Origin of the sequence: Glutamicibacter sp. Je.9.36 (assembly GCF_051129975.1) — a bacterium.
In the GTDB taxonomy this organism is placed as follows: domain Bacteria; phylum Actinomycetota; class Actinomycetes; order Actinomycetales; family Micrococcaceae; genus Glutamicibacter.
On record NZ_JBCPSN010000002.1, the window covers coordinates 522,444 to 547,073 of the forward strand.

The 24,630-nt window shown below is 59.1% G+C and carries 36 protein-coding genes; 34 read left to right on the forward strand and 2 right to left on the reverse strand.

What is annotated here, in order from left to right; genetic code table 11:
- Positions 1–8: 8 nt before the first annotated feature.
- From AAZQ98_RS06830 to AAZQ98_RS06860, 7 genes are read left to right on the forward strand one after another with little or no spacing between them, the layout of a single operon-like run.
- Positions 9–749 (forward strand): hypothetical protein, encoded by a 741-nt coding sequence (locus tag AAZQ98_RS06830; RefSeq protein WP_434690797.1) that lies wholly within the window; start codon positions 9–11, stop codon positions 747–749.
- A gap of 52 nt (positions 750–801) precedes the next feature.
- On the forward strand, positions 802–1,614 hold the full coding sequence (locus AAZQ98_RS06835; protein WP_434690800.1) for a Rha family transcriptional regulator: 813 nt from the start codon (positions 802–804) through the stop codon (positions 1,612–1,614).
- Entirely contained in the window at positions 1,611–1,892 is a 282-nt protein-coding gene (locus AAZQ98_RS06840) for a glutaredoxin family protein (protein ID WP_434690802.1), read from the forward strand. The genes AAZQ98_RS06835 and AAZQ98_RS06840 overlap by 4 nt, the downstream gene beginning before the upstream one ends.
- Positions 1,889–2,413, forward strand: coding sequence for a hypothetical protein (locus AAZQ98_RS06845; protein WP_434690805.1), 525 nt, complete (start codon positions 1,889–1,891; stop codon positions 2,411–2,413). Before AAZQ98_RS06840 ends, AAZQ98_RS06845 begins: the two co-directional genes overlap by 4 nt.
- Positions 2,410–2,643, forward strand: coding sequence for a hypothetical protein (locus AAZQ98_RS06850; RefSeq protein WP_434690808.1), 234 nt, complete (start codon positions 2,410–2,412; stop codon positions 2,641–2,643). Before AAZQ98_RS06845 ends, AAZQ98_RS06850 begins: the two co-directional genes overlap by 4 nt.
- Positions 2,640–2,903 carry a hypothetical protein gene (locus AAZQ98_RS06855; protein ID WP_434690810.1) on the forward strand — a complete coding sequence of 88 codons (264 nt, stop codon included), beginning with the start codon at positions 2,640–2,642 and terminating at the stop codon, positions 2,901–2,903. Before AAZQ98_RS06850 ends, AAZQ98_RS06855 begins: the two co-directional genes overlap by 4 nt.
- A complete protein-coding gene (locus AAZQ98_RS06860; protein WP_434690813.1) occupies positions 2,882–3,331 on the forward strand; it encodes a hypothetical protein in 450 nt (149 codons plus the stop codon). Before AAZQ98_RS06855 ends, AAZQ98_RS06860 begins: the two co-directional genes overlap by 22 nt.
- Before the next feature lie 21 nt (positions 3,332–3,352).
- Here the strand turns inward: AAZQ98_RS06860 and AAZQ98_RS06865 are convergent, their stop codons facing one another.
- Positions 3,353–3,613, reverse strand: coding sequence for a GlsB/YeaQ/YmgE family stress response membrane protein (locus AAZQ98_RS06865; protein WP_105661338.1), 261 nt, complete (start codon positions 3,611–3,613; stop codon positions 3,353–3,355).
- 109 nt (positions 3,614–3,722) lie between these two features.
- Between AAZQ98_RS06865 and AAZQ98_RS06870 the strand changes: the two genes are divergently transcribed.
- The 27 genes from AAZQ98_RS06870 (at position 3,723) to AAZQ98_RS07000 (ending at position 24,222) form a co-directional block, all read left to right on the forward strand.
- Positions 3,723–4,046 (forward strand): hypothetical protein, encoded by a 324-nt coding sequence (locus AAZQ98_RS06870; protein ID WP_434690816.1) that lies wholly within the window; start codon positions 3,723–3,725, stop codon positions 4,044–4,046.
- The gene (locus AAZQ98_RS06875) at positions 4,043–4,327 is read left to right on the forward strand and encodes a hypothetical protein (protein WP_434690819.1); all 285 of its coding nucleotides are present in this window, start codon (positions 4,043–4,045) and stop codon (positions 4,325–4,327) included. Before AAZQ98_RS06870 ends, AAZQ98_RS06875 begins: the two co-directional genes overlap by 4 nt.
- 189 nt (positions 4,328–4,516) lie before the next feature.
- Entirely contained in the window at positions 4,517–5,815 is a 1,299-nt protein-coding gene (locus AAZQ98_RS06880) for an HNH endonuclease (protein WP_434690821.1), read from the forward strand.
- Positions 5,766–6,122 (forward strand): VRR-NUC domain-containing protein, encoded by a 357-nt coding sequence (locus AAZQ98_RS06885; protein WP_434690823.1) that lies wholly within the window; start codon positions 5,766–5,768, stop codon positions 6,120–6,122. Before AAZQ98_RS06880 ends, AAZQ98_RS06885 begins: the two co-directional genes overlap by 50 nt.
- 64 nt (positions 6,123–6,186) lie before the next feature.
- Entirely contained in the window at positions 6,187–6,846 is a 660-nt protein-coding gene (locus AAZQ98_RS06890) for a hypothetical protein (protein WP_434690826.1), read from the forward strand.
- Positions 6,847–6,955: 109 nt separating this feature from the next.
- Positions 6,956–7,579 carry a DUF4145 domain-containing protein gene (locus AAZQ98_RS06895; RefSeq protein WP_434690828.1) on the forward strand — a complete coding sequence of 208 codons (624 nt, stop codon included), beginning with the start codon at positions 6,956–6,958 and terminating at the stop codon, positions 7,577–7,579.
- Between the two features lie 67 nt (positions 7,580–7,646).
- Entirely contained in the window at positions 7,647–7,979 is a 333-nt protein-coding gene (locus AAZQ98_RS06900) for a hypothetical protein (RefSeq protein WP_434690830.1), read from the forward strand.
- A 270-nt stretch (positions 7,980–8,249) separates the two neighbouring features.
- Complete coding sequence (locus AAZQ98_RS06905; RefSeq protein ID WP_434690832.1) at positions 8,250–8,765, forward strand: hypothetical protein; 516 nt, start codon at positions 8,250–8,252, stop codon at positions 8,763–8,765.
- Positions 8,749–9,792 carry a terminase gene (locus AAZQ98_RS06910; RefSeq protein ID WP_434690834.1) on the forward strand — a complete coding sequence of 348 codons (1,044 nt, stop codon included), beginning with the start codon at positions 8,749–8,751 and terminating at the stop codon, positions 9,790–9,792. Before AAZQ98_RS06905 ends, AAZQ98_RS06910 begins: the two co-directional genes overlap by 17 nt.
- Positions 9,789–10,379: a terminase gene (locus AAZQ98_RS06915; RefSeq protein ID WP_434690837.1), complete on the forward strand. Its 591-nt coding sequence runs from the start codon at positions 9,789–9,791 to the stop codon at positions 10,377–10,379. Before AAZQ98_RS06910 ends, AAZQ98_RS06915 begins: the two co-directional genes overlap by 4 nt.
- A 16-nt stretch (positions 10,380–10,395) precedes the next feature.
- Positions 10,396–11,850, forward strand: a complete 1,455-nt coding sequence (locus AAZQ98_RS06920) for a phage portal protein (RefSeq protein WP_434690839.1) — start codon at positions 10,396–10,398, stop codon at positions 11,848–11,850.
- Positions 11,847–13,082, forward strand: a complete 1,236-nt coding sequence (locus tag AAZQ98_RS06925; RefSeq protein ID WP_434690842.1) for a hypothetical protein — start codon at positions 11,847–11,849, stop codon at positions 13,080–13,082. Before AAZQ98_RS06920 ends, AAZQ98_RS06925 begins: the two co-directional genes overlap by 4 nt.
- 54 nt (positions 13,083–13,136) lie before the next feature.
- Positions 13,137–13,823: a hypothetical protein gene (locus tag AAZQ98_RS06930; protein WP_434690845.1), complete on the forward strand. Its 687-nt coding sequence runs from the start codon at positions 13,137–13,139 to the stop codon at positions 13,821–13,823.
- 54 nt (positions 13,824–13,877) lie between these two features.
- On the forward strand, positions 13,878–14,834 hold the full coding sequence (locus AAZQ98_RS06935) for a major capsid protein (RefSeq protein ID WP_434690848.1): 957 nt from the start codon (positions 13,878–13,880) through the stop codon (positions 14,832–14,834).
- Positions 14,835–14,846: 12 nt separating this feature from the next.
- Positions 14,847–15,164 carry a hypothetical protein gene (locus AAZQ98_RS06940; protein WP_434690850.1) on the forward strand — a complete coding sequence of 106 codons (318 nt, stop codon included), beginning with the start codon at positions 14,847–14,849 and terminating at the stop codon, positions 15,162–15,164.
- A 27-nt stretch (positions 15,165–15,191) separates the two neighbouring features.
- Positions 15,192–15,578 (forward strand): hypothetical protein, encoded by a 387-nt coding sequence (locus AAZQ98_RS06945; protein ID WP_434690851.1) that lies wholly within the window; start codon positions 15,192–15,194, stop codon positions 15,576–15,578.
- Between the two features lie 3 nt (positions 15,579–15,581).
- Entirely contained in the window at positions 15,582–15,974 is a 393-nt protein-coding gene (locus AAZQ98_RS06950; RefSeq protein ID WP_434690854.1) for a DUF6093 family protein, read from the forward strand.
- Entirely contained in the window at positions 15,971–16,366 is a 396-nt protein-coding gene (locus AAZQ98_RS06955; protein ID WP_434690857.1) for a hypothetical protein, read from the forward strand. The genes AAZQ98_RS06950 and AAZQ98_RS06955 overlap by 4 nt, the downstream gene beginning before the upstream one ends.
- Positions 16,363–16,788: a hypothetical protein gene (locus AAZQ98_RS06960; RefSeq protein ID WP_434690860.1), complete on the forward strand. Its 426-nt coding sequence runs from the start codon at positions 16,363–16,365 to the stop codon at positions 16,786–16,788. The genes AAZQ98_RS06955 and AAZQ98_RS06960 overlap by 4 nt, the downstream gene beginning before the upstream one ends.
- Before the next feature lie 18 nt (positions 16,789–16,806).
- Positions 16,807–16,983: a hypothetical protein gene (locus AAZQ98_RS06965; protein WP_434690863.1), complete on the forward strand. Its 177-nt coding sequence runs from the start codon at positions 16,807–16,809 to the stop codon at positions 16,981–16,983.
- Complete coding sequence (locus AAZQ98_RS06970; protein WP_434690866.1) at positions 16,980–17,492, forward strand: hypothetical protein; 513 nt, start codon at positions 16,980–16,982, stop codon at positions 17,490–17,492. Before AAZQ98_RS06965 ends, AAZQ98_RS06970 begins: the two co-directional genes overlap by 4 nt.
- A gap of 100 nt (positions 17,493–17,592) precedes the next feature.
- A complete protein-coding gene (locus tag AAZQ98_RS06975) occupies positions 17,593–18,174 on the forward strand; it encodes a hypothetical protein (RefSeq protein ID WP_434690869.1) in 582 nt (193 codons plus the stop codon).
- A 41-nt stretch (positions 18,175–18,215) separates the two neighbouring features.
- Positions 18,216–18,512, forward strand: coding sequence for a hypothetical protein (locus tag AAZQ98_RS06980; protein ID WP_434690872.1), 297 nt, complete (start codon positions 18,216–18,218; stop codon positions 18,510–18,512).
- Positions 18,513–18,527: 15 nt separating this feature from the next.
- A complete protein-coding gene (locus tag AAZQ98_RS06985) occupies positions 18,528–21,641 on the forward strand; it encodes a phage tail tape measure protein (protein ID WP_434690874.1) in 3,114 nt (1,037 codons plus the stop codon).
- Positions 21,604–22,392 carry a hypothetical protein gene (locus AAZQ98_RS06990; RefSeq protein ID WP_434690877.1) on the forward strand — a complete coding sequence of 263 codons (789 nt, stop codon included), beginning with the start codon at positions 21,604–21,606 and terminating at the stop codon, positions 22,390–22,392. Before AAZQ98_RS06985 ends, AAZQ98_RS06990 begins: the two co-directional genes overlap by 38 nt.
- Before the next feature lie 10 nt (positions 22,393–22,402).
- Positions 22,403–23,482, forward strand: a complete 1,080-nt coding sequence (locus AAZQ98_RS06995; RefSeq protein WP_434690880.1) for a hypothetical protein — start codon at positions 22,403–22,405, stop codon at positions 23,480–23,482.
- A complete protein-coding gene (locus AAZQ98_RS07000; RefSeq protein WP_434690883.1) occupies positions 23,482–24,222 on the forward strand; it encodes a hypothetical protein in 741 nt (246 codons plus the stop codon). The genes AAZQ98_RS06995 and AAZQ98_RS07000 overlap by 1 nt, the downstream gene beginning before the upstream one ends.
- Here AAZQ98_RS07000 and AAZQ98_RS07005 read toward each other — a convergent pair.
- A complete protein-coding gene (locus AAZQ98_RS07005; RefSeq protein WP_434690885.1) occupies positions 24,219–24,620 on the reverse strand; it encodes a hypothetical protein in 402 nt (133 codons plus the stop codon). The genes AAZQ98_RS07000 and AAZQ98_RS07005 overlap by 4 nt on opposite strands.
- Between the last annotated feature and the right edge of the window lie 10 nt (positions 24,621–24,630).

The following is a 24,630-nucleotide window of genomic DNA, read 5'->3' on the forward strand; positions in this document are numbered from 1 at the left end:
AACCACGAATGCTGCAATTCACCGTAGACCTGCACCGATTCCGCCAAGCCCTGGCCTCGACCAAGACCCACGTCTCCAACGACAAGGACGACGCGATCGGCCGGAGCATCGACTGCACGATTCGCCCGAACCGCGAACTGCTAGTCACTGCCACCAACGGCCTGACCGTCGGAGTCGCACGCGTACACATCGATGAAGAGAGCTTCTACGGAGAACTCGGCCAGTTCTCCATGACCCCGGAAATCGCCGGCACCATCATCGACATGTTCGCACCAGGCAAAGAGGACTGGGACGTCCAGCTGGAAGTGATCGTCACCTTCACCACCGAGCAGCAGCCCGGCGAAGAAGACATCACCGTATCCACTATCAAGGTGCGACGTCTCGGCCAGCTCTTCGGCGGCGACCAGCTCACCGTCACCACACCAGTCCAGACCAACAAGGACCTGACTCGCATCTGGGCCAGCCTCGGACGCGCAGCGCAGCGCAACCGCGCAATGCTCCCGCCCACCAGGTTCGACCTGAAACGCATCACAGCGTTCCGGGCAGCGCAGACCACCTACGGCGAACCGCTCACCGTCTGCGCATTGGCCAACGGATTCGGTTCCCTGCTTGTCCTCTGCGGCCACTACTTCATCGGCATGCTCCGCGCCGACCGCGTGGAACTCGACGATCAGGACAAAGACAACTACGACGGCATCAAAGAGCACTGGGCCAAAGAACTGCCGTCACTCTTCGCCGCAGTCAGCTGAAACCTTGTCAACAAATTAACAAACCAATCACCTTGTACAGGAGGAACCGAAATTGAGCATCACACCAGAAACCAGAAGATCGCTCGTCGAAGTAGACGGACTCGGCGCATTCGTCACCTCGCTCACCATCGCTGAGCACACCGGCAACCAGCACGCATCCGTCATGCGCATAATCCGCGACAACAGCAACGACCTCAACGAATTCGGAAGGGTCGGATTTGAAATCCGACCCTTCGAGACAGCCGGCGGAACCCAACGCCGAGAAGTGGCCCAGCTCAACGAGCAGCAAGCAACCTTGCTGATCACCTACCTGCGGAACAACGAGCAGGTGCGCACCTTCAAGAAGGAGCTCGTGAGGGCCTTCTACGAGATGGCCCAGCAACTCACCACCCAGCGCTCGCCGATGTCCGAGGACGACATTGTTGCCCAGGCGCTTCAGATCACCAGTGCGCGGGTCAAGGCGCTGGAATCAAAGGTGGAGCAGGACGCTCCGAAGGTTGATTACGTCGATACCTTCGTGGCCGACGAGGATCTGATCACGATCCGCACCCTGGCTTCTGATCTGAAGATCGGTGAGAACGAGCTGCGCGCAGTTCTTCTGGACCGCAAGTGGATCTACAAGCAGGAGTCCTCGCGCTGGTCGGAGAAGGAGCAGCGAAAGAAGCCGATCTATCGGTACAGCGCGATGGCGGACAAGAAGAACTACTTCCACGCCGTCCTCGCGCACGATGCTCCGCGGTTCCGTGGCGAGGTAATGCACACGCTGAAGCTCACCCCAGAAGGCGCGGTAGCTGTGACCCGTTTGGTCAGCCAAATGAGAAGAGCCGCGGACTCGCTCATGAGCGTGAAAGGACCGGCGGCATGAGCAAGCTAGTCACCCTGTACACGAAGCCAGGAACATGCAACCAGTGCACCAATACCAAGCGTGCACTGAACACCGCCGGCATCCCTTACCAGGAGATCGTCGTCAACGAGTCAGATAAGCAGTCCATCGACGAGTTGAAGCTGATCGCGCAGAAGAAGGGCGTCCCGGCAACGATGCCCTACGTCCTGGTCATGGATATGGAAACCAAGGATTCTCACGACTGGTTCGGGTTCCGCCCGGACAAAATCAATGAACTGAAGAAAGAGGCACAACCATGAGTACCACTATCACCTTGCGCGACATGGACAACAGAGACGATGCCGGTGCGCCGTTCGAGTTTACCGACACCACAGACCAGGCCATTAAGTACATTGACGGCCCACTGCGCAAAGACATCAGGGAAGGAGGTCCACTCGTTGATCGTCTGATCGCACTGCTTCGCGCCAATGTACACGGCAGTGCAATCGCAATGGCGAGGCACTGGGGCGTGTACCTGTCCGTGGATTCAGGAACTAGCGACTCAATTGATGTCCTCACGCTTGGCGAAGACGGCGACTATTGGCTGGTCACGGGAACCACTGATGCATGGGCCGCCGAGGAAGCTATTCGGGCGCATCACTCATATGACACCGGTGAAGAGCTCGATGAGCTGATCGGTGACGAGCCGTTATCGATCGAACGCCGGCACGACTTGAAGTGGGCTGTGGGTGGGCTACAAGTATCCCGTGACGAGGAAGATTATCTGCTCACCGGCATCGTCCAAGGTGAGTCCTTCTCGGGGTTCCTGGTGCGCTCATGAGCACGGTCATTGAAGCCCGGCGCCTCAACGGCACCGACACCGGCAAGACCGTCGAGTTTGCGCCGACGAAGGGCACGTTGGAGTCCATCACCCACGGATCCTACGACGTCGAAGGCGGCAAGAAGATGAAGTACGTCAGAGTCATGCTGGACGGCCAGCATCACGTCCTCATGCCATCGGACAAGATCACCATCACCGGCCAGATGAAGAAGCCAGAGGTTCAGTCATGATCGCCCCGAAGTCCTACATCACTGAGGACCTGGTCGAGCAGGTGGCCATCGTCTCCTACGAGCAGACCAGGATCCAGAATGGCGAGCTGCCGATGCCTAGCTGGGCCGGCGCCGGAGCGTTCAACCGGTATCAGCACAAGGTGGACATCGCAGAAGCACTGAAGTTGATCCTCCCGGTCATGATCGAGCAGGGCTGGAAAGCACCCGAGCCAAGAGACGAAATCCAAGGAGATCCCCAATGCCTGACCAGCCCCCGCTAAACCCGGACGCGCTCGAAGCTGGCGCGAAAGCGTTGTTCATGCGTGAAAGGAAGTACCACACGCCGAGCATTGAATGCCCAGAACCGCCGAACTGGGAAGACCTCACCGAAACCAGCATGGAACACTACCGGGGCAACGCACGCGCTGTCCTCGCCGTCGCCCAGCCGGAAGTTCGCGGGTACATCATCGTCGACAAGAAAACCAACGCGATTGACTGGGACGGTGAACTCCACACGAGTATCGAATCAGCCATTGAATCCATGACAGGGCCACACCAGAGCATGTGCCGGACAGCTGAAGAAGAGGACGACGCGGCAAACGACGGCAGGACAGCCTGGTGGCGCTTCTACTCGATCCATGCCGTTACTGACGGACCGGAGGTGAACGATGCCCAGGCATGGCGAACGGGGCCTCACCCCGAAAGGTAAGACCCCGTTCTGTCGCGCAAACTACGCCTTCTTGCGTGTGATCAGTCCCCAGATAACGAGGACGATCAGCGAGCCGCCGATGGCCAGCAACCATGTAGACAGATCCCAGAATTCGTTTACTCCGACTCCGAAGATCGCGGATCCAATCCACCCGCCAACAATAGCGCCAACAACACCAAGCACCAGGGTAGCGAGCCAGCCGCCACCCTGCTCACCAGGCTTGATCGCCTTAGCGATCGCGCCAGCAATAAGGCCTAAAACAATCCAACCAATGAAACCCATAACTTCCTCCTGTTGGGATCGAGTGACTTCGTTCAGCATCAGGACTGAGATGCACAAGGGAAAACAATACAGGTCGGGGCACAGGAATTACTAATCAAAAACATAGGAGATGATTTCCATGGGCGCTAATGACAAGCATGAAGCCACCTACCACGGCGGGGAATTCACGCCGGACACTGCGACCATACGAACGTTCTATACAAGCGACACTGACGGAAACCCTATTCCGGGTCGCGCTGCCCAGTTCAACCGCTGGCTTGAAACCGTCCGCGCCGAAGCAAAAACAGAAGCGCTCAACGAGGTAGCCAACGCTTTTCAGTACAAGGCATGGAACGAACTGATCCAGGGCAGCCTGCAAGACCGGTTGCGCGTAGCCCAGCCAATCACCGCATGGCTCCGTGCCCGCGCTAACCAGTCTCAGGAGGAAAAGTGACTGAACCAGCAACCCCTAAACGCCCCAGGAACGATGGCCCAGTCCCACGTCTCGACCCGCTCCGGGACATGGATGAAATCCATACCGGCCGGCTCAACAACCTCGACCACTTAGGGCTCCACGCCTGCATCAACATCCCGGGAGAACCACGACTCTACGGGCGCATCACCTACATCACCCACCAACTCCACGCCACCGTCGTGGAACTCACCTGGAACGGCGTCCAAATCAAGCACCGAAGCGACCCCGAACAAGTAATAAGAATCGAGGCCCACCAATGATGCTAATCAGAGCGCTCACCGACGACTCGGAAAAAATCTACGTCTGCCGAAACCCGCACACCCGCCGCTGGATCACCCTCCAACGCGGCAACGCCCTCGCAGACACCAAACACCCCAAAGAAGCGCTCGCCGTAGCCAGGGCGCAAGCCCGGAAGCTGCCGAAGCCTAAGAACATGAACAGGAACGCCAATGTCGTGGTTGAAGCAGTCGGACGTATCGGCGAATCATCCACTGATTTTGCGTGTTCTGGAAGTGAACTGGGTCGATGATCGCCTACTGAACGAGGTCTACGGGTGGGTGAATCGGTGCGCCACGCAATCGGCTGCATTCGATAAGGACTACATCGTAGAGGTCGGCACAGCCAGGATGCTGGCCGGCCTGAGCCGGTACGCCGAGCTGCTGAAGACCACGCTGTATTGCGGGATCTTCGAGGAGAAGGAAATTGAGGAGAACGGCAAGAAGCGTCGGGTCCTCAAGCTCGTGGAAGAGGAAGACCTCTTCCACATGATCCTCAAGTCGGATAAGGACCGCGAGAAGAACCGTCGCGCGGATACCTACGACATGGCCAAGAAGGGCGCCATCATCAAGCGCGATGGCGCCGAGTGCCGCTGGTGTGGCCGCATTGTCACCTTTGGCAATGACCGCAAATCGATCAAGGCCCACACCATAGACCACCTTGACCCGACCGATCTGGACACCAGCGACCCCACGCCCATTGACCGGCTCGTGGTTGCCTGCCTGGATTGCAATTCAACGAGAAAGGAAGGTGACTTCTGGGATAAAGAACTCAGACCGGCACCAAGAACCCCGTACTTCACCGCCGCCGCGGCCGCATGGCTGCGTGACAAGGCGGGAATCCTGGTCAAGGTCTCGACTGAACGTGTAGAGCTCCACGCTCCTAAGCCAGCTCCGGCATCGAGCCCAGTGAATGGTCCGGCCTCCACCGAGGTAACGGCAAGCGACGAAGCAACGGATACCACCGGCTCGTCCACCACCACCGGCAAGAATGCGACGGCAGCCAGCAAGGTTGAGCACTCCGAGGCAACGGATAACCCGGCCCGGAAAGAACGCCTGTCCACTTCGGACATGGCCACCGAGCTCCACGACATCGAATACTCGGAAATGATCGCAGCACTTGAACGCGAAGCCGTAGAGACTCCCCGCCAGGGTGAGGCTCCGGCCGGCGACGAAGCAACGGATACCCCCGGCTCGTCCCCCGCCCAGTCACCGATCAACTCCGAATCAAAAAATAATCAGTTGATCATCAAGAAACCTGAGGGTGTCGGATCTGGATCTGTCGGGACGGGTCGGGCCGGGAAGGGTCTGGCAGGGCTGGGTGGCGCGATCACTCACCTGCTGATTCCCCTCCTCCTGCTAAGCCTTCGAACAATACTCAGCCCCGTTCAAGACGTAGAAGACCTCGTAGGAGGAAGAGCTAATGAAGTACAACCAGAAGCTGTTCAAGAACCCTGTCCTCTTGTGGAGTGAATCAGAGTTCCAGTCTCATGTGCAGAGCCTTGCGAAGTCGTTGGGTTACACGCAGCAGTATCACACCCATGATTCTCGGCGTTCGAATCCGGGATTTCCTGATCTGGTGTTGATCCATGGGCGGACGAAGATGTTGATGTTTGCCGAGTTGAAGGCCCAGGCCGGCCGAGTGAGTCCAGCGCAGGAGTCGTGGCTGAATGATCTTCGTTTGGGTGGCCAGGTGGCTGAGGTGTGGCGCCCATCTGATTGGGTGTCTGGCCGGATTCTTCAGGTGTTGCGAGGAGGTGCGACCGTTGCCAGAGCATAAGGATGCTGCGGATTGTGGTTGCTGGGGTTGCCAGTCGATCGCTCGCGAAGGTGCTGGGGTGTGCGTGGTTCATCTAGTAGCCGAGCAGGACAAGGTTCCACCGGCTGCGTCGGCTGATCTGAATCTCTGCCCGACTTGCGATGACCGGATGCGTGCTGATCTTCACCTGGTGGCTGATCGTTGGGATGAAGCTCAGGACGCATTGCATCCGTCGCGAGGTGGTGACAGCGAGCGTCACGCCCAGCGCACTGAAGCACCGTTGCCATTGAACGTCTCGGTATCGGATGCGTTGATGATCGTGCGCGACAACATCTGGTCTGTGGCTCTCAGGCTGATCGATGATCATCCTGGTCTCATGTTGCCGGCTGATCAGACCACGCCGAGCTTGGCCGAGTGGCTGGCCCGGTGGCAGATGGTGAAGATCGCAGAAGCCACCGACAAGAGCTTCACCCGCCAGGCGTATTGGTGGGTTGCCGAGGCAGCTGATCAGATCGCGGCCAAGACGTACGGTGTCGAGACCACGGCCAAGCTCCCGGACCAGTACTGCAAGCGCCCCGGGTGCAAAGGCCAGTTGTTCATTGCCGAGAGGTCCGATGGTGTGAAGACTGTCAGGTGTGCAGCTGATGCCCATCACGCGGTGCAATGGGACACCTGGTCGAAGATGCTGAAGGCGTCTCGGCCACAGCGTCGACGTGCTCGGCCTCCCCGTCTGGGCCGGGTTTGACGGACTTGACTTAGTGGCGTAAATTTACTGATTGAATGGCCTTACTGGCTCAAGCGATAGCCCCGGATCACAACAGTGGTTCGGGGCTTCGTCGTGAGACGATTACGTCATGAGCAATCTCGACCTAATTGATTCCATCTGTGGTACTTGCGGTAAAGAAGTCAGCCTTACAAAGCTGAGGGTCTCCACCAACTTTCAATATGGACAAGACTTCCCAGTCGATGACTTCGAAGTTTTCATCTGTCCGCGCTGCAACAGCGGATCTGTACTAAATCTGAAACTTCAGTACAAGCAAGGGCGACGGCGGGAGGAAATCGAATTGCTTCAACGTTCAGCCGTGAACAATGCAGACATGTACACACTGTCTCCTGGGCCGCTACCAATGCCCCGACTGAAGAACCTTCCCGATGACATCGAGTCAGCATGGGACGAAGTGCTGAACGCGGGCAGAGCTTCAGCATGGACTGCCGCCGAACTGATGTGCCGAAAGATCCTGATGCATATCGCTGTCGACCAATTCGATATGGATGAAGGACTGAACTTCACAGCGTACGTGAAGAAGCTAGATGAAGAGCGGTTTTTCCCACGCATGATGATGCCGGTCATTGACGGTATCCGTGAACGTGGCAACCGAGCAACTCACGACTTAGCTAGCACGCCGAAAGAGCAAGCTATAAAGACTCTCGACGTGACACATTACGTGTTGCGAACAGTTTACGAGATGTCAGCCTAGCCAACCACAGCCCCGGACCAGCCATACGGTTCGGGGCTTCGTCGTACCCGGACGCAGTGAGGTGATCATGGCGCGCATGCGAGTCTGCACCGAGCATGGTTGCCCCGCACTCAGCACGGAGAAGCGATGCCCCGAGCATGCCCGGGCCTATGAGAAGAAGCGCGGCAACAGCTACCAGCGCGGGTACGACGCAGCGCATCAGAAGGAACGGCAGCGAATCATCAAGGCTGGCATCCACAACTTCGCATGCGCTAAGTGCCGCAATCAATTCGAACACGGCGAACCATTCCAGCTCGGCCACACCGATGACCGCAAAGCTTGGACCGGCCCTGAGCACATCAGATGCAACCTTAGAGCAGCTGGTATCGCCTCGCATGCGGTGTTCGAACGACCCTCGTGACCCCTGGGGGTAGCCCCCTTCCCGCCCGGGGTGCCCAGTACCGCCGGGGAGGTCTCTAAATAGTTTGTCAGGTTCAAGGAATTCTGAAAACCCTAGTCAGGTTCAAGTTTCACTGGTCTGTCAGGTTCAAATCTGGTTCTGGATTCAGCACCAAAACCAGTAAGTCTGAATCCACGAAATGCATTGAAAAGAGTGGGCGCGATGCCCCTCTCAACACACCGCGCGACGCGGTATGGAAGCAGGTATCTCATGGGAAGTGGAGGAGCACGCGTGAACTCTGGCCCGGCGCCAGACCCGAACGCACTTCGCCGGATGCGCAAGACCGACTCCTCAGGATGGACCACCCTTCCTGCCGAAGGTCGCAAGGGGAACGCACCAGCATTCCCTTTGGAGAAATGGCGTGACCAGGAAAAGTTCAAACCCGCAGAAGAGCGTGACGAGGCCCTAGCCAAGGCGCTGGACGCACGCGAACTAGCTGTGTGGAGGGAAATCTGGAAGACGCCCCAAGCGGTCGCCTGGGACGGGCTGGGGTGGGGCCACGACGTAGGAATGTACGTCCGAGTCCTGGTTGCAGGCGAACGAGGCAACCTCAAGGCAGCAGGCGAAGCGCGACAATGGTCTGATCGCCTCGGCCTATCCCAAACAGCGTTGCTCCGTAACCGCTGGCGCATCTCCACCGACGAACTCGGCGAGAAGCGCGAAGAAAAGAAGCAGACGAATAACCGCGCTCGCCGTGAGTCTGCCCGTGATCGCATGCATGTAGTGCGCAATGGATCAGGAAAGTAGCGAGTTTGTTGTCGATTTCCCAACGATAGGGTTCCTTGCCGCAGATTGGATCGAGGCGCATTGCCCGATTCCTACCGGTTTCGACCGTGGATTGCCGTTTGTGCACCGTGACTGGCAGTTGTGGTGCACGGTCAACCACTATCGGGTGAAGCAAAAAGCGATGTGGCGTCCGGAACGTCCGATCTTGGCCCCGGCTTTCGAAAACCGCCGTTCCCAGGTCATTGCACCGCAGAAAACAGGCAAAGGCCCTTGGGCTGCCTCGATAACGTTGAACGAGGCTCGCGGTCCGGCACTATTCGGTGGCTGGGCACATGACGGTGAAGCATTCGAGTGCTCAACATACGACTGCAGCTGCGGTTTCGTGTACGAGTACGAGGAGGGAGAGGCCAAGGGAATCCCCTGGCCTACTCCCCTGATCCAGCTGTTCGCCACATCGCAGGAACAAGTCGACAACACCTACGGTCCGTTGCAGGGCATGGTCAAGGACGGGCCACTGTCCGAGTTCATACGAACAACCGAGAGCTTCGCCAGAATCGGCGAGGACGGGCTGATCCAAGCGGTCACTTCATCGGCTCTCTCCCGCCTGGGTAACCCGATCACGTTCGGCCTGTTCGACGAGACCGGAACATTCACCGATACGAACAAGCTGAAGAACGTAGCTAAGACAGCTCGCCGTGGCTTGGCCGGCATCGGTGGCCGAGGCATTGAGACCACGAACGCCTACGACCCGTCGCAGGCTTCGACTGCACAGGAAACCTATGAGTCATCCGCGAAGGACTTGTTCCGTTTCTTCCGCCGGCCGCCGGAGCATCTGAAATTCAAGAATGCTCGTGACCGCCGGAAGATCCTCGAGTTCGTTTATCGCGGTTCACCTTGGGTGGATCTGGACGGCATTGAAGCTGAAGCCATGGAAATGATGGAGAAAGACCCGGAGGAAGCAGAACGCTTCTACGGGAACATCCTGTCCCAGGGCAAGGGCGCGTGGATGCCTGAAGGGCTGTGGAGCCGAACGGAGTCTGTTGCGTGAATATCTGCCTTGCATTCGACGGTTCTGAGAAGCACGACTTCACCGCGATTCGTGCCGAAACTCTGGGTGGCTGGCAGTTCACTCCCACCTACGGGCCGGACCGCCGGCCGACCATCTGGGATCCGGCAGAGTTCGGTGGCCGTATTCCACGCGAGGAAGTGCACGCAGCGGTGGAAGAACTATTCGCGGCCCACAAAGTGGAACGCATGTACTGCGATCCGCCCTTGTGGAAGACCGAGATAGAAGCCTGGTCCTCGAAATACGGTGATGACCGGGTCATCCAGTGGGAAACCTACCGGCAAGCACCAATGCACTCCGCATTGGAGCGATTCATCGTTGATCTAGAATCCGGCGCACTGCTGCACGACGGGTGCCCCATCACCGCGCTGCACATTTCCAACGCGCGAATGTTCGCCCGAACCAACCAGCGCTACATCATCCTCAAGCCCTCAGCCCATCAGAAGATTGATGCGGCCGTGACCTCCGTGCTCGCGCACGAGGCTGCCTGTGACGCTCGCGCCGCGGGCTGGTCCACCGGGTGGAAGCCGCAAGACGGCATCTCCCGGCAAGCCTACGGATTCAACTAGATCAAGGAGGTGCTCTGTGGCTGATGCAGAGGTAATTGCACGTGAGCGCCTGGACGTTGGCGAATGGGAGCTCAAGCAGCAGGAGCAGGACTGGGATTACCGGGAACGCTACATTGCCGGCGACCAGGACCTGCCCTACGCCCCGGAAGGAGTGAATGCCGAGTACCGGCAGCTGCAGGACATGTCCATCGCCAACTGGATGGAAATTGCGGTCAAAGCACCGACGCAGCGACTGCAAGTCGATGGCATCAAGACCGGACGCAAAGACACCGCTGACGAAACTGTCTGGAATGAAATTTGGCAGCCGAACCGGCTGGATTCCCGCCAGGCAATCCCGTTCCAGGAGATGTACACCCATGGCCGCGGCGTCATGTCGGTTTCTGCGAACCCGAAGAACAAGAAGACCCCGAAGATCCGTCCTGAAAGCGGCCGGCGAGTCTGGCTTGGTGCTGATGCGGAAGATCCGTTCACGCATACTTGGGCAGTCAAGATTTTCAGCGTGCAGGAGCGCCGCGGTTCCTCGCTGTTACTTCCATCCTCCGTAAAATACTCGGCGTCGAATCGGATCGCGTTCGTCTACGACGAAAACGAATGGTTCAAGTACGAAGCCGCGGGCGGATCCTCTGCCTGGACGCTATCCGACTATGGCCGGCACGGACTGGACGCACTTCCTTTCGTCGGATTCGACTACAACCTGAATGCAGACGGCAAACCGCGATCAGCCATACAAACGCTGATCCCGCAGCAGGACGCATTGAACACCATACGGTTCAATACCCTGCTGGCCATGCAGTTCTCGGCCTACCGCCAACGAGTCTTCACGGGCTACGACCCGGTCGTTCGAGACAGCTCAGGCAACCCGATCATCCGCATGGGCCCAGACGGAAAACCAGTGCTAGACGGCAACGGCCTCCCGCTGCCGATGCTCAACAGTCCCGGTCGCCTCGGTGTAGACCGAGCATTGGTATTCCCTGGCGCAGACACCAAGGTATTCGACCTGCCGGAGTCCAACCTGGACAACTACATCAAGGTACTCTCCGAATTCCTCACCGACTTCTTCGCAATCGGCCAGATCCCTCCCCAGTACATGCTCTCCCGCATGGCCAACCTCTCCGGCGATGCACTCGCAGGAGCGGAATCCACGCTGCAGGCACTGGTGAAGGACCTCAAGCGATCCGCAGGCGAGTCACTGGAACAAGTCATGCGCCTGGCAAACCGGGCCCGCGGCGAATCCCACGAGGACACAGGCAGCGAAATCATCTGGGCAGACACCGAGCCTCGTTCCTTCGCGCAAATTGTTGATGCCATCGGCAAGCTCATTGCCGGCGGCATGGCACGCAAGGACGCATGGCTGATGCTTCCAGGCGCAACGCCACCAGCTGTCAAACAGTGGGTGTCGAACTCCGACGCAGAGCGCCAAATGCAGGACCTGATGATCAATGACCTGGAACAGAAACTGATCCAACCATGATCACCTACTCCGCGGCCGCGACCGAGCACGACCGCCAAATGCGACTACTCGCACTCAAAGCACTGCGCGTAACCCGCAACGCCTGGCGGAACATCTCCCTCGTGGACCTCGACCGCTCATGGACAGAAACAGCGCCGGAACTCACCAGAAGCGTCCAAGCACTCATGACCGCCGCAGCCACCGAAGGAGCCGCCTTCGGGGCCATGGCGCTCGCCGAGCAGGGCGCGTACGTGTTTCCTCAAGGCTTCGTGAATCCACGGGCTTTCGCTTTGTCTGCGCCTGATGGACGGCCTTTGGAGTCGTTGTTGTATTCGCCGGTGACGAAGACGAAGAGCTTGATTGGTGCTGGCATGGTGCCTCAGCAGGCTTTGGCTATGGGCGGTAGGGATCTGGACAGGATCACTCGGACGGTCTTGTCCGATACAGGCCGTGGGGCTGCTTCTGTGGACCGCGCGTCTCGTGCAGGCGTCGGTTATATCAGGATGCTCAACCCGCCGTCGTGCAGCCGTTGCGCGGTGCTTGCTGGGCGGTTCTATCGGTGGAATGCCGGGTTCCTCCGGCATCCTCGCTGTGACTGCCGCGGGATTCCCGCGCAGGAGTCCCATGCCGACGATTTGCGAGTTGATCCGTACGAATACTTCAACTCGCTGTCGCCGGAGGAACAGGATAAGCACTTCACGACGGCGGGCGCGCAGGCGATTCGTGACGGTTCGGATTTGTTCCAGGTGGTCAACTCCCGCCGAGGCATGTCCTATGCGGGAATTTCTCAGGACGGTACGAGACGCGGCCAGTCTCTTCTTTCGTTGAATACGGATGAAGGCACGACCAAGCGCGGTGATTTTGGTTCCTCCGAGCGGCTCAGGGCCGATTCTGAGGGCTTCGAGCCGGTGGCTCGGAGCAAGTACCAACGAACAGTGCAGAAGCGCCTGACACCGGAAGGGATCTACGCGCAGAACCTTCCGCGAGAACAGACGCTTGAACAGCTTCGCCGGTTCGGGTATATCCAGCCCGGCGGTCAGAACCCCAACGGTGTCATCGCGAACCCTTCTAGGCCTGTCTCCACGATGAGCGAGGCCCAGAAGCGTGTGCAGCGAGCCACCTTGGCATGGGATGCGGTGCAGGAAGGCCGTAACCCGTTTGGTAAAGGACCTCTCACCCCGCAGATACGTGCGCAGGCTGAGACGAACTATCGCCGGTGGATCGGTTCCGCTGGCGAGATTTTCACACGGTAAACCTTCTTCTCGGTGCGATGCCGGGAGGACTAACCCTGCGATAGGGGAAAAGAAATGCCTGAATCTACGACTGCACCTGCATTGATGCACGGGTTCATTGACCCATTTGCACCTGGTGGGCTTGAGCAGCTGCTTGCGTTCAACCGTGCCAAGTTCGGTGACGCGGTCATGTCCGCGAACGCTGGTGATCCTGCTGGCGGGGCACCTGCTGGAGGAGGTGATCCGGCCGGCGGCGGTGCTGGCACTGATCCAAGCGGCACTCCCGCGGGAGGTGGCGAGCCGCCGGCAGGAAACGAACCACTGGGCGCCCCAGGTATCAAGGCTTTGGAAGCGGAACGGGAAACCGTGAAGCAGCTCAAGGCCCAGCTGGCCGAACGCGAATCGAAGATCAAGGGTTTCGAGGACGCTGGGAAGACCGACGAGCAAAAGCGCGAGCAGGAGCTTGAAGATCTTCGCAACGGCAAGAGCACCACCGAATCGGAGCTGGCTAAGACCCAACTGGCGGTCCTGCAGTACCAAGTTGCCGCTGCTAAGGGCTTGGATCTGGAAGCGGCCGAGCGCTTGCGCGGCAGTTCCAAGGAAGAACTTGAAGCGGACGCTGACGCATGGATCGCGAAGTGGGGAAAGGCCTCGGGCAACGGTGTTGTCCCGGGCGCTGGCCACATCGGTTCCGGAACGGAAGAAGTAGCTCCCGGCATGGCACGCATGCGCCTGGGCTACTCGCAGTCACCCAAAAAGTAAGACACTTCGGCCGATGGGCCGCGGTGACACGCAACTCTGAAAGGAGAAGCCACCATGGCTCTCACTCTGCCCGAGGCAGCTAAGCTGTCGACCACCCACCTGCAGCGAGGCGTCATCGAGACCTTCGTTCAGGAATCCTCCATCCTGGACCGCATTCCCTTCATGAACATTGAAGGCAACGCCTACGCGTACAACGCTGAAGGCACCCTGCCAGGCGTTGAGTTCCGTGCCGTGAACGGCGCGTACTCGGAGTCCACCGGTACCGTGAACCAGTCGACCGAGTCGCTGGTCATCCTCGGCGGCGACGCTGACGTAGACCGCTTCATCCAGAAGACCCGCAGCGACCTGAACGACCAGCGTGCGGTGCAGACCGCGATGAAGGTCAAGGCCGCTTCGTACAAGTTCCAGAACTCGTTCTTCAACGGCGACGTGGCGACCGAGCCTCTGGGCTTCGACGGCCTGAAGAAGCGTCTCATCGGAGCGCAGGTGCTGGACGCTGACGTTGATGGCGCTCCGGTGCTTGGTACCAACGGCGACGCAGCGCACGACTTCTTCGACATGCTCGACGCGCTGATTGCCCAGGTGCCGGGTTTGAACGGTTCCAACGGCGCCATCTACGCCAACGCGCAGATCTCCGGAAAGATCCGTTCGGCCGGCCGCCGCATCGGTGGCACCGAGATTGTCCGTGAGGACCTGACCGGCAAGCGCGTACTGCAGTACAACGGCATCGCGATCCTGGATCCATCGGACGACGCAGCAGGAAACCTGATCCTGCCGCAGTCCGAGACCATGGGCGCTTCCCTCGACACCTCCTCCATCTACGCCGTGAAGTTCGGCCAGGACGAAGGCGACCGAGGCGTAACCGGCCTAACCAACGGCGGCGTGCAGGTCGATGACCTGGGCGAGCTGCAGGAAAAGCCTTCCTACCGTACCCGCATTGAGTTCTACACCGGGCTGGCACTGTTCGGCGGCAAGGCCGCTGCACGCCTGCGCGGCATCAAGAACGCTTAAGGAGCGACAAACATGGCAACTCAGCCTAAGAAGGAACCGACCGAAGCCGAACTGTACGCAGCCGAGGAAAAGGCCCGCGTAGAGGCTATCGAAGCCCAGAAGGCCAAGGACGAGGATGAAGCGGCCAAAGCCAAGTCCGAGCCGAAGCCGGGAGCCAAGGCTCCCGATGCCAAGACGGCGTCGAAGCCCGCAGCTAATCGTCGCGCCCCGGCAAAGGCCAAGCCAAAGGAACGCGTCGAAGTGTACGAGCAGCGTGGGCCGAAGGGCTTGTTCAAGGTCACCCGCAACATCGACACCGGCGCGACCACCGCCGAACTGATCGAGGACTAGCAAACTCCGCAGAAGAAAGGGGCCGTCATGCCCGTTAGCGTAACTCCTGAGGACATCGCCGGTGTATGGCGGCCTCTTTCCGAAGCGGAATCTGTCATTGTTCCAGGCCTGTCCAACCAGGCATGGATCAGGTTGCTCGTGCCACGCCCGGATCTCGAACAGCACTTGGCTGACGGCACAGTCTCCTTGGAGTCGGTGGCATCGGCCATGATCTCGATGATCATTCGAGTGCTGAAAAACCCGGACTCGGTACGCCAGCTCGCAAAGTCCTATGACGATTGGTCCCGTTCGCAGACGTTCGATAATTCGGTATCGACCGGCGAGCTGTATGTCAACGAACACGAACTGGCTCTGGTGACACCAAAGCCAGCGATACTCCCGGCCGGCGCCTACAGCGTCTCGCTCTGGGGGTAGGCAATGGATCTGTTCGACTCCCAAATGATCGCCGAGGGACGGCGAGACGCGCTCTTCGCTATGACCTCCGAGTGCATCGTGAAGCGTCCAACCGGAACAACCTACGACCCCGCGCTGGGACACGAGGTGGCCACCTACGACACCATCTACACCGGCCGATGCGCTCTGAAAGTGGAAACCGCACAGCCAACCGATCTCCTGCTGGCAGGAGCCAACTACCAAATCACCAACATGCTGGCCAAGTTGCCCATTCTCTCCGGAGCCGAAAAGGGCGACCTGGTAGAAATCACCTCTTCCCGATTTGATCTGCCACGGCCGGGCACGAAGGCCGAACTGGTCGAACTTGCTGACGGTACCCACCGCACAGCGGAACGATGGAGGGCGGTGTCCTCGTGAGCCTCGATGACTCGGAACTGCGCATGCTTTCCCAAAACCTTGGACTTGTTCCAGACGGACTAATCCCTAAGGTTCGAGGGGTCGTCAAGAAAGGCGCTCTCAACGTCAAGACCGCGATGCAGCAGGACCTTCGAAAGTCTAACTACTTCAAAGTCGCAGCACGTTCTGTCGACTTCGAGGAAGTCAGCTCCGGCGCATTTGGGCAAACTAATATCGCGGCGGAGATCGGGCCCAACAAATCCCGGCACGCAGCTGCCGGACTCGCCGGCATCGCCTACTTCGGCGGCGCCAACGGCGGTGGCGGAACAGTCCGCGACCCATCCGAAGCGCTCGCCGATGAAGCACCGAACTTCGAGAAGTACCTCCTGGATGTCTTGGAGGGACTGATATGAGCCTCGAAGTGTTCCGTGGCATCGAGACGATGTTCCCACCTGGCACGCGGGTGCATATCCACGAGGCCAAGCTGTCCAGTCCTCCGAAGCTCTCCGACTTCCCGTACGTGGTGCTGCACGGAGGGTGGGGCGAGGAGACCTCGGGTGAACGCGGCGACCGTTCCAGCGACGACATTCCGGACCAGACGGCGTTCACGTTGCGTTGCACGGTCGTGGCCTTGTCGCTGGAGGGTCTGAACGCGTTGGCCCGCACTTCACGCACATCCTTGAACCGTCAGCGTCCGGTGGTTGCCGGCTGGCGGTTCTCTCGTCTTCGCCAAGTCGAAGTACTCACGGCTGAACCGGATAACCGGGTCTCCGTGGAAACCACTAACCCCGTGTACCTCGTGGACGAATACCCGTTCATGGGCTCTCGGGTCTGACCGAAAGGACACATCACCATGGCTAAGCCTGGCTTTGTGGAAGCCCGACCCAAAGGGGGCGGGGGCATCCGGCTAGTTCCGGAGCACTACCTGACCAATCCGGCACTCGGCTTCGTCGAAGTGTCATCCATTCGTGACACCGGCGTGAAAGCGAAAGCTAAGCCGGCCAGCAACGCTGAGGAGGATGCCAAGTGAAGACTTCCGCTGACGGCAAGAAGAAGTGGGCCATGCTGCTCACCAAGCCAGCTGGACCGATCCCTACCGCAACTGAGCTTAATGCAGGCATCGACTTCTCGTGCGTGGTGCTTGAGTCGGACATTACCTGGTCGCCGACCGCATCCGACCGCTTCAACGAGAAGGTGTCCTGCCAGAAGGGCAACGCCCAGGCGTTGGGCGCTTCGAACTACGAGACCGCGTTGACCTTCGTTCGCGAATGGCTCACCACCGGTTCCGGCGCGGACATCGCCGAGCTTGATGCCGCGTACCAGGCAGTGATCGTCAAGGACACCACCGTGTGGATCTACCTTCGCGAGACCGACAAGGACTCGCCGGAGGCTTGGGCCGCGGGAGATGAAATCTTCCTCGGTGGCGAGCTGAAGACCGACTCGCCTACCCGACCCGGCAACGATGGCAACATCAAGCGCCGTGTGGAGTTCCTCGGCCAGAACATGGTCAGCGAAGTCCTGGTGCCTGCAGGCGTTTAGCCGGCACCCCCTTTTACTAGCCCGGTGACGTGGATGGGCTCCTGCGTCACCGGGCTTCCCCATACCTATTCGGAGCCCGACACCTGAAATGGAGCCCACCATGACTGAACTAAACCCTGCTGAATTCGACTTTGAAGCGTGGATCGATGACGCACGCCTCCCCGAGGATTCGGGGACCGTGTTCAAGCGCGGCGACCTGGTCGCGAAGATCAACCATCTGGCCCGGCAGATCCGCGTGGAGAGTGATGCCCAAGCTGGCGAGAAGACCAGTGCTTCCCCGCTGATAACCAAGTTGATGAAGGAACGCGAAGAGCTCATGAAGGCTTTCGCCCGGTCCGAAGTCACCTTCTACCTGCGCGCACTCCCCCAGTCCAAGATCAAGGAACTGGTCGACCAGCACCCGCTCGCTGACGACGCGTCCCGCGACGATCAGCTGGCCCAGCGGGTCGCGTTGAACCGGGCGCTGCTGGCCGAATCCATCGTCGCGTTGGAATCCCCGACCTTGGAGAAGCGCGACATTAAGATGACGATCCCGCTGGTCGCCACCCTGGAAGCGAAGCTCGGAGCGGCCCAGCTCTCCAAGCTCCTGACCAAGCGTCAGCAGGTGCAGTCCGAAGCGCCAGCCCCGGACGCAGATTTTTTGCCCGATGCCTCTGGCACCAGCCAAGACTCCGGCCAGTAGTCAACGTCCTGCGCACAGCCCGAGCCGTCCAGAAGCCGCCCATGCACTGGTTCACCAGGCAGCGCGGCGACTGGACGGACAAGGACTACCTCCTGTCCTTGGTCCTCACCATCTACGAGGACGGACTGTGCTCCTGTGGTCAGCCCACCGAGCTGGCCCACCACCCGGACAACGACGGCTGGTACACGGCGCACAAGAAGGTCTGCCAGTCCTGCGCAGCCCGTGAGCGCTCCACCCAGGGGCTCGGCAAAGAGCCGTACAAGCCCGACCCCGGCGAACGGGTCTACACCAGCTACGACAGGCCAGCGGATAAGCCAATCCGCGACCTGCCGGGATAACCCGAAGGAGGGCACATGGCCGAACGCAGAGTAGTAGCCAGGCTTGAAGCTGTGGTGTCGAACTTCATCAAGGGGTTCAAGGACGCCAAGAAGTCCACCGACGATCTGACCCAGTCCACCCAGAACGCCAACAAGGCGACCCAGGACAACGCACGCTTCTCCGAAGAAGCGGCGAAGAAGATCAAGCTCGTTGCCGACGCGGACCAGAAGGCAGCCAAGGCCGCAGGACTGCTCTACAACGCCAACGGCCAGCTGGTCACCTCCAACGGCAAGATCGTGGCCTCCTCCCAGGCCGCGGCGCACGGTGTCGACGCGTTCTCCGACGCCGTGTACCTGGCCAACGTCGAGGCGCAGGAAGCAGCGGCCGCCACCGAAGCGGCCGTGGCCAAGCAAGCCGAGGCCTACCAGACCCTCGCGCCTGCCGTCACGATCGCCGGTGGCGCACTCTCCCTTGCCTTCGGCAAGATGCTCCACACCTACGCCGACTTCGATAAGTCCATGTCCGAAGTCCAGGCAGCCACGCACGAGACCGCCGGCAACATGGATCTCATGCGCGACGCAGCCGTCACCGCTGGCGCAGACACCGCCTTCAGCGCCTCCGAAGCCGCCGGCGGCATCAAGGAACTGGCCAAGGCAGGCGTAGACACCCAAGCCATCATCAACGGTGGTCTAACCGGTGCTCTGTCCCTGGCGGCAACAGACAACATCGAAGTGGCCAAGGCCGCCGAAATCGCCGCATCAGCGATGACACAGTTCAAGCTCTCCGGCGAAGAAGTCCCCCACATCGCCGACCTGCTCGCAGCAGGTGCCGGCAAAGCTCAGGGCGGCGTCGAAGACCTCGGCATGGCCCTGAACCAATCCGGACTCGTCGCCAACTCCGTAGGCCTCACCATCGAGGAAACCACCGGAGCGCTCACCGCCTTCGCCGCAGCCGGCCTCACCGGCTCCGACTCAGGAACCAGCTTCAAAACCATGCTCCAAGCACTGACACCGAACTCCAAGCAAGCCGCAGAGCTCATGGAAGAACTCGGCATCAGCGCCTACGACGCCAACGGTCAATTCGTAGGCATGTCCGAATACGCAGGCATTCTCCAAAACGCCCTCAAGGACATGTCCGACGAACAACGCAACGCCACCCTGAAAACAATCTTCGGATCCGACGCAGTCCGCGCCGCCAACGTCCTCTACGAAGAAGGCGCCGAAGGCATCCAGAAATGGGAAGAAGCCGTCAACGACGCAGGCTACGCCGCAGAAACCGCAGCCAAAATGCAAGACAACCTCGCAGGCGACCTCGAAAAACTCGGCGGAGCCTTCGACACAGTCTTCCTCCAAGCAGGCTCCGGAGCCAACGACGTACTCCGCGGACTAGTCCAAACCGCCGAAAGCTTCATCGACGCCGTCGGCACCATCCCGGAACCAGTACTCTCCATCGGAGGCATCCTCACCGGCATCGTCGGAGGCGGAGCGCTCGCCGGTGGCGCGTTGATCACGATCATCCCGAAGGTCAAGGAAACGGTGGACGCGTTCAAGGATCTGCGTGCCTCGGGTAGCAAGGTTCCAGGCGTTCTCGGCAAGGTTGGCAAGGCCGCTGGCATTGCTGCCATTGCGTTGGGCACCTTCGAACTCGCAGCGCAGATCGCCGGCACTGGCTTGGACGATCTGGGCGACTCCGCTGACTACATCGAGAAGCTCACCAATGGTGCACCTTCAGTGGAGGCACTAACCAAGCGCCTCAACGAACTGTCTTCGGCCAGCGGTAACGGCGGTGCCGGCATTGTTGGTATCGGTCAGGCCATTGAGACTCTGAACCAGCCCGGCGGCCTCAAGGCGCTGGACTGGGTGGCTTCGCTCGGTGGCATCCTCGATTCGGACGCGAAGCTTGCTTCCAAGGCAGTCGGAGAATACGACACCGCGCTGAAACAGCTGCTCGATTCTGGCGCAGAAGCCGAGGCATTCAAGGGATTCCAGGTTGCAGCCCAACAGGGCGCCGACTACGGCCAGACCCTTGAGGAAGTCGCAGGCCAGTTCCCGGAGTTCATTGATGGACTGCAGGGCCAGGCTGATGCAGCAGGCGTAACCGTCGAGAAGCAAGATCTGCTGAACTGGGCTCTCACAGGCACCAAGCCAGCGGCCCTAGAAGCCGCCCAAGGTGCCGACGTAGCCACAACAGCACTCGAAGAAGTCGGCCTCACCGCAGAAGGAACCGTAGACGACGTCAAGAAGTTCCTCGACGTCCTCTTCCAAGCCGGAATAATCACGCGAGACCAGAATGCCGCATACCGCGACTACCAAGCCGCCATCGACGAGGTCGGAGAATCGATCACGAAGAACGGCAAGACCCTAGACGTGACCACCGAAAAGGGACGTGCCAACCAGGCAGCATTCGAAGGCCTCGCACAATCCGGCGAAGACTACTTCCGGGCGCTCGCCGAGGGCGATGCTTCTGAGAAGGAGCTTCAAGGATCCTTGCAGTCGACTTACGACTCGCTCATTACTGCTGCAGGGCAGTTTGGGATTACGGGTGAGAAAGCCGAAGCGATGGCCCGAAAAGTCATGGGCATTCCGGAAGACGTTTCAGTGGAAACGTGGATGTCGGAAGCTGCGCGTTTGGAAGCTGAGAGAACCAAGGCTGAGATAGATGCGCTCGATGGGAAGACCGCTCACGTGTGGATCACCACGCATGAGAACTCCATCTACTCCGAGTCGCACGTTTCCAACGGCCGAGGTGGATCCGGTGGCCAGCTGAAGGCCACCGGTGGTGCGATCTTCGGACCCGGGTCCGGAACTTCGGATGATGTGCCGATCATGGCTTCCAACGGCGAGCATATGCTCACCGCCAAGGAAGTCCAGCTCATGGGTGGGCACGACAGCGTCTACCAATTCCGAGCGGCACTGAATGCTGGTTCCATCCGTGGCCACGCTACGGGCGGCGAGATCGGAGGCGTATCGGTGGGCATCCCTTCGGCTTCGGTCATGCAGTCCACCGCGGCCCCGGTCATCTCGTCCGGATCCAGCCTGCCGCCGATCACCGTCCAGATCAACGGTGCTACTGACGAACTCCGTGTAGCTCGCGCTGTAACGGATGCGATCAGTGACAAACTCCGACGAGGGGATGTGCGAATTGGCTGATGAGCTTGTAACGCTGGGTGGCGTGCCCCTAACTGGGGTTCAACGCGAAGGTTCGTGGAAGCGACTAGGGGAAATTGAAGGGTGGTGGGATTCTCCGCAGCCTAAGAGAAATCGTATTGCGCGAGACAACTCCGATGGCGAACTTAGCACCCCCATATTCTATGAACCGCGCCTGATCACCTTCGAAGGACGCGTTTCATCGTTGAATCATGGGTATTTGCATGAGGCTCAGCAGTTGATTGCATCGTTGGCGTTCCGAGGTGCGGCGAAATTCGTGGTCTCTGGGCATGGGCCGGTTCAGTGGGCTTCGGTTGATCCGCGGGGGAAGATCTCTTGCACCCTGGAAACTGATACTTACCTTAGATTCCAGATCCCCCTCGAAGCCGTTGACCCGTTTAAGTATGGGGCTACTGAATCGTTCGCTGTTGCTTCTGGTGGTGCTTCGTTTGTTCATCACAAAGGCAAAGTTGAGGCGTGGCCGGTGGTGACGGTGACGGGGAGCATGCCTGATGGGTATACGTTGTCGTATCGTTCGCAGTCGGTGTCGGTGCCGATGGGTATCCCGTCTGGGGTGACGCATCGGATTGATTTCAAGAATCGGCGTTTGTATGTGAATGGCGAAGTGTTCTTCGGCGCATTCGGTTCGACCGGGTTCCGGCCGGTTCCTTCTGGTCCGCGTACCGCGTTCGGGCTGTCTTGCCCGTCTGGTTCTGGAACTGCTGTTGTCAGCGTGACTGACACTTACTTCTAGAGGGGGTCTTGTGGCTTATCGTTTGACGCTGGTTGACGGTGCGTCGTTCATGCCTGTTTATGATCTGTCGGTGGATGATTTCCCGTGGAAGCGTGTTTGGAATACGGGGCATCAGGGTTCGTTTAGTTTCAAAGTTTCTGAGTTGGAACTCATGCCGGAACTACACCGCACCAACCTCTGGCCCCTGGAATACTGGCTGGTGGTCCAATGGAACAACACGCCAGTGTATGCGGCGATCATCACGGATCAAAAGTACAACTGGAAGTCCCGCACGGTAACTATCGACTACGCGGACATTTGGTGGTTTTGGAATCGTCGCCACGTGCTTTCCGATAGGACCGCTGCGGCTGGTCAGTTCTCGTTCGAATGGCGGAACATCAGTTATGAGACTTTGTCGATCCGCGCCGTAAAGATAGGGACACAAAGTTACGACGGAGATCTGAATTGGAACCTGCCAATCTCGTTTCCCACCGAGACCTCGGGATCGGTTGATCGTGATGTTTACGGGTACCAATTCGAAGAAGTCAAAGAGCTCCTTGATGAATCGATTGATGCTGGTGACTTGAATGTTGACTTCAGGCCGTATTGGAAGTCGGATAAGTCGTTGGGCTGGTCGATGGAGTTCGACCAGTCTGGCATCCTCCTGGAATACGATTTGGACGCAGCAGTTTCGCCGGTGCTCGATCTTGATTACAAGGTGGTTGGCTCTGAGTTGGCGAACCACGTGTACATCACGGGTGAGGGGTCTGAGGAAGACATGCTCGTGACCACGTCGCAGAAGCCAGGTGGTTCACCGTACCCGGCGTTGGAGCGTGTGATTGCTGGTAAGAGTGTGGATAAGATGCCGCGCTTGCAGGCGTTGGTGACGGCTGAGCGGACTAATCATGATGCGACGATCCGCCAGTGTGGGTTGAAGGTTCATGCTGATGGGCCACCGCATGTTGGGCAGTTCCGGCTTGGTTGCACTGTGCGGTGGCGAACGATCAGTGACCCGTATTTGCCGAATGTGTGGCATGAGCAGACATTGATCGAGTTCTCGGGTTCGTTGAAGCCTGAGGTGACGTTGACGATGACGGACTGGGGTGGCTAATGGGTATCCCCAACATGAACACCGGCAACCTGAAAGACCTGGAACGCCGCATCAAACGGCTGGAGCGCGGCAGTCCGCTAGCATCCGCTTCCGTTGGCCGCGGCCGAGTCCGCTTCTACGACGGTTCCGTTCTCCTGATCGAGAATGGTGCTCTGCAGGTTACTGGTACAGCGACTATCACCGGGACCCTGGAATCTAATGGCGTGCTCAACGCTAACGGCGTCAACAACCTCAGGGGCGAGAACCATTTGACTGGACCGACTGATGTCGCCGGTAATTTCGAAATTATTGCCGGTGGCCAGTTCAAGGCAGGTGACTCGCTCATCTATCCTGACGGCTCCGCCAAGTTCGGCGCTTTGGGCATCGCATCGGACGGACGCATGACTGCTGGACTTTTTGAACTGCGCCCGGATGGTTCAGCGGATTTTGGAACGCTGGGGATTGCAGCTGACGGAACTCTGACCGTACGCAACGACGTGAATGTAATAACTGGCGGAAAGATCAAGGCCGGCAACGTCGAAATAGATCCGACTGACGGCGGAACTATACGGACGTTGAATGCGACCATATCTGATAACGGGGCAACGTTGCAGATCCTGTCACCCGCAGGGCTTCAGCTGAACGGAATTTCGACGAATATAGCCTCGCCCGATATTTTCATGCCGAGCCTCTCCACCAAGTTAGGAGCGGAGCCGAACTTGCACATCGACGAAAACAAAAAAATTTGGATCTGCGGCTAAAGGTTGTCGGGACACAATTGGCTACCTGCCATATTTCGGACAGCCATGTTCGCAGATAGTCGTTTGGTTTCGCTTCCCGCAGTAATCACTTCGGGAATCTTTTCACCTTCAGCGAGCCTCTCGCAAGATTGCTCGGCAAGCTTGAGCAGCTCTTTATCTGTCATCTTGCTCAACGAGTGATCGCTCATTCGCGCCCCATTCAGGTAATTCTCTTCCGGCGACAGGCTCTCCTCGGGAACCGCGAGCGTCGGCTCAGCATCATTACTATTCTCGGCGCTCGCCGATGGCGTGGCGGTCACGGTGACAGTCGCCGTAGGTTCCGGTGTGCTTTTCGCTGCCGAACAGCCAAAGAGAGCGAACACGGGTACAGCAAGCAGAGCAATAAGTTTTGGGCGCATGCCCACCAGA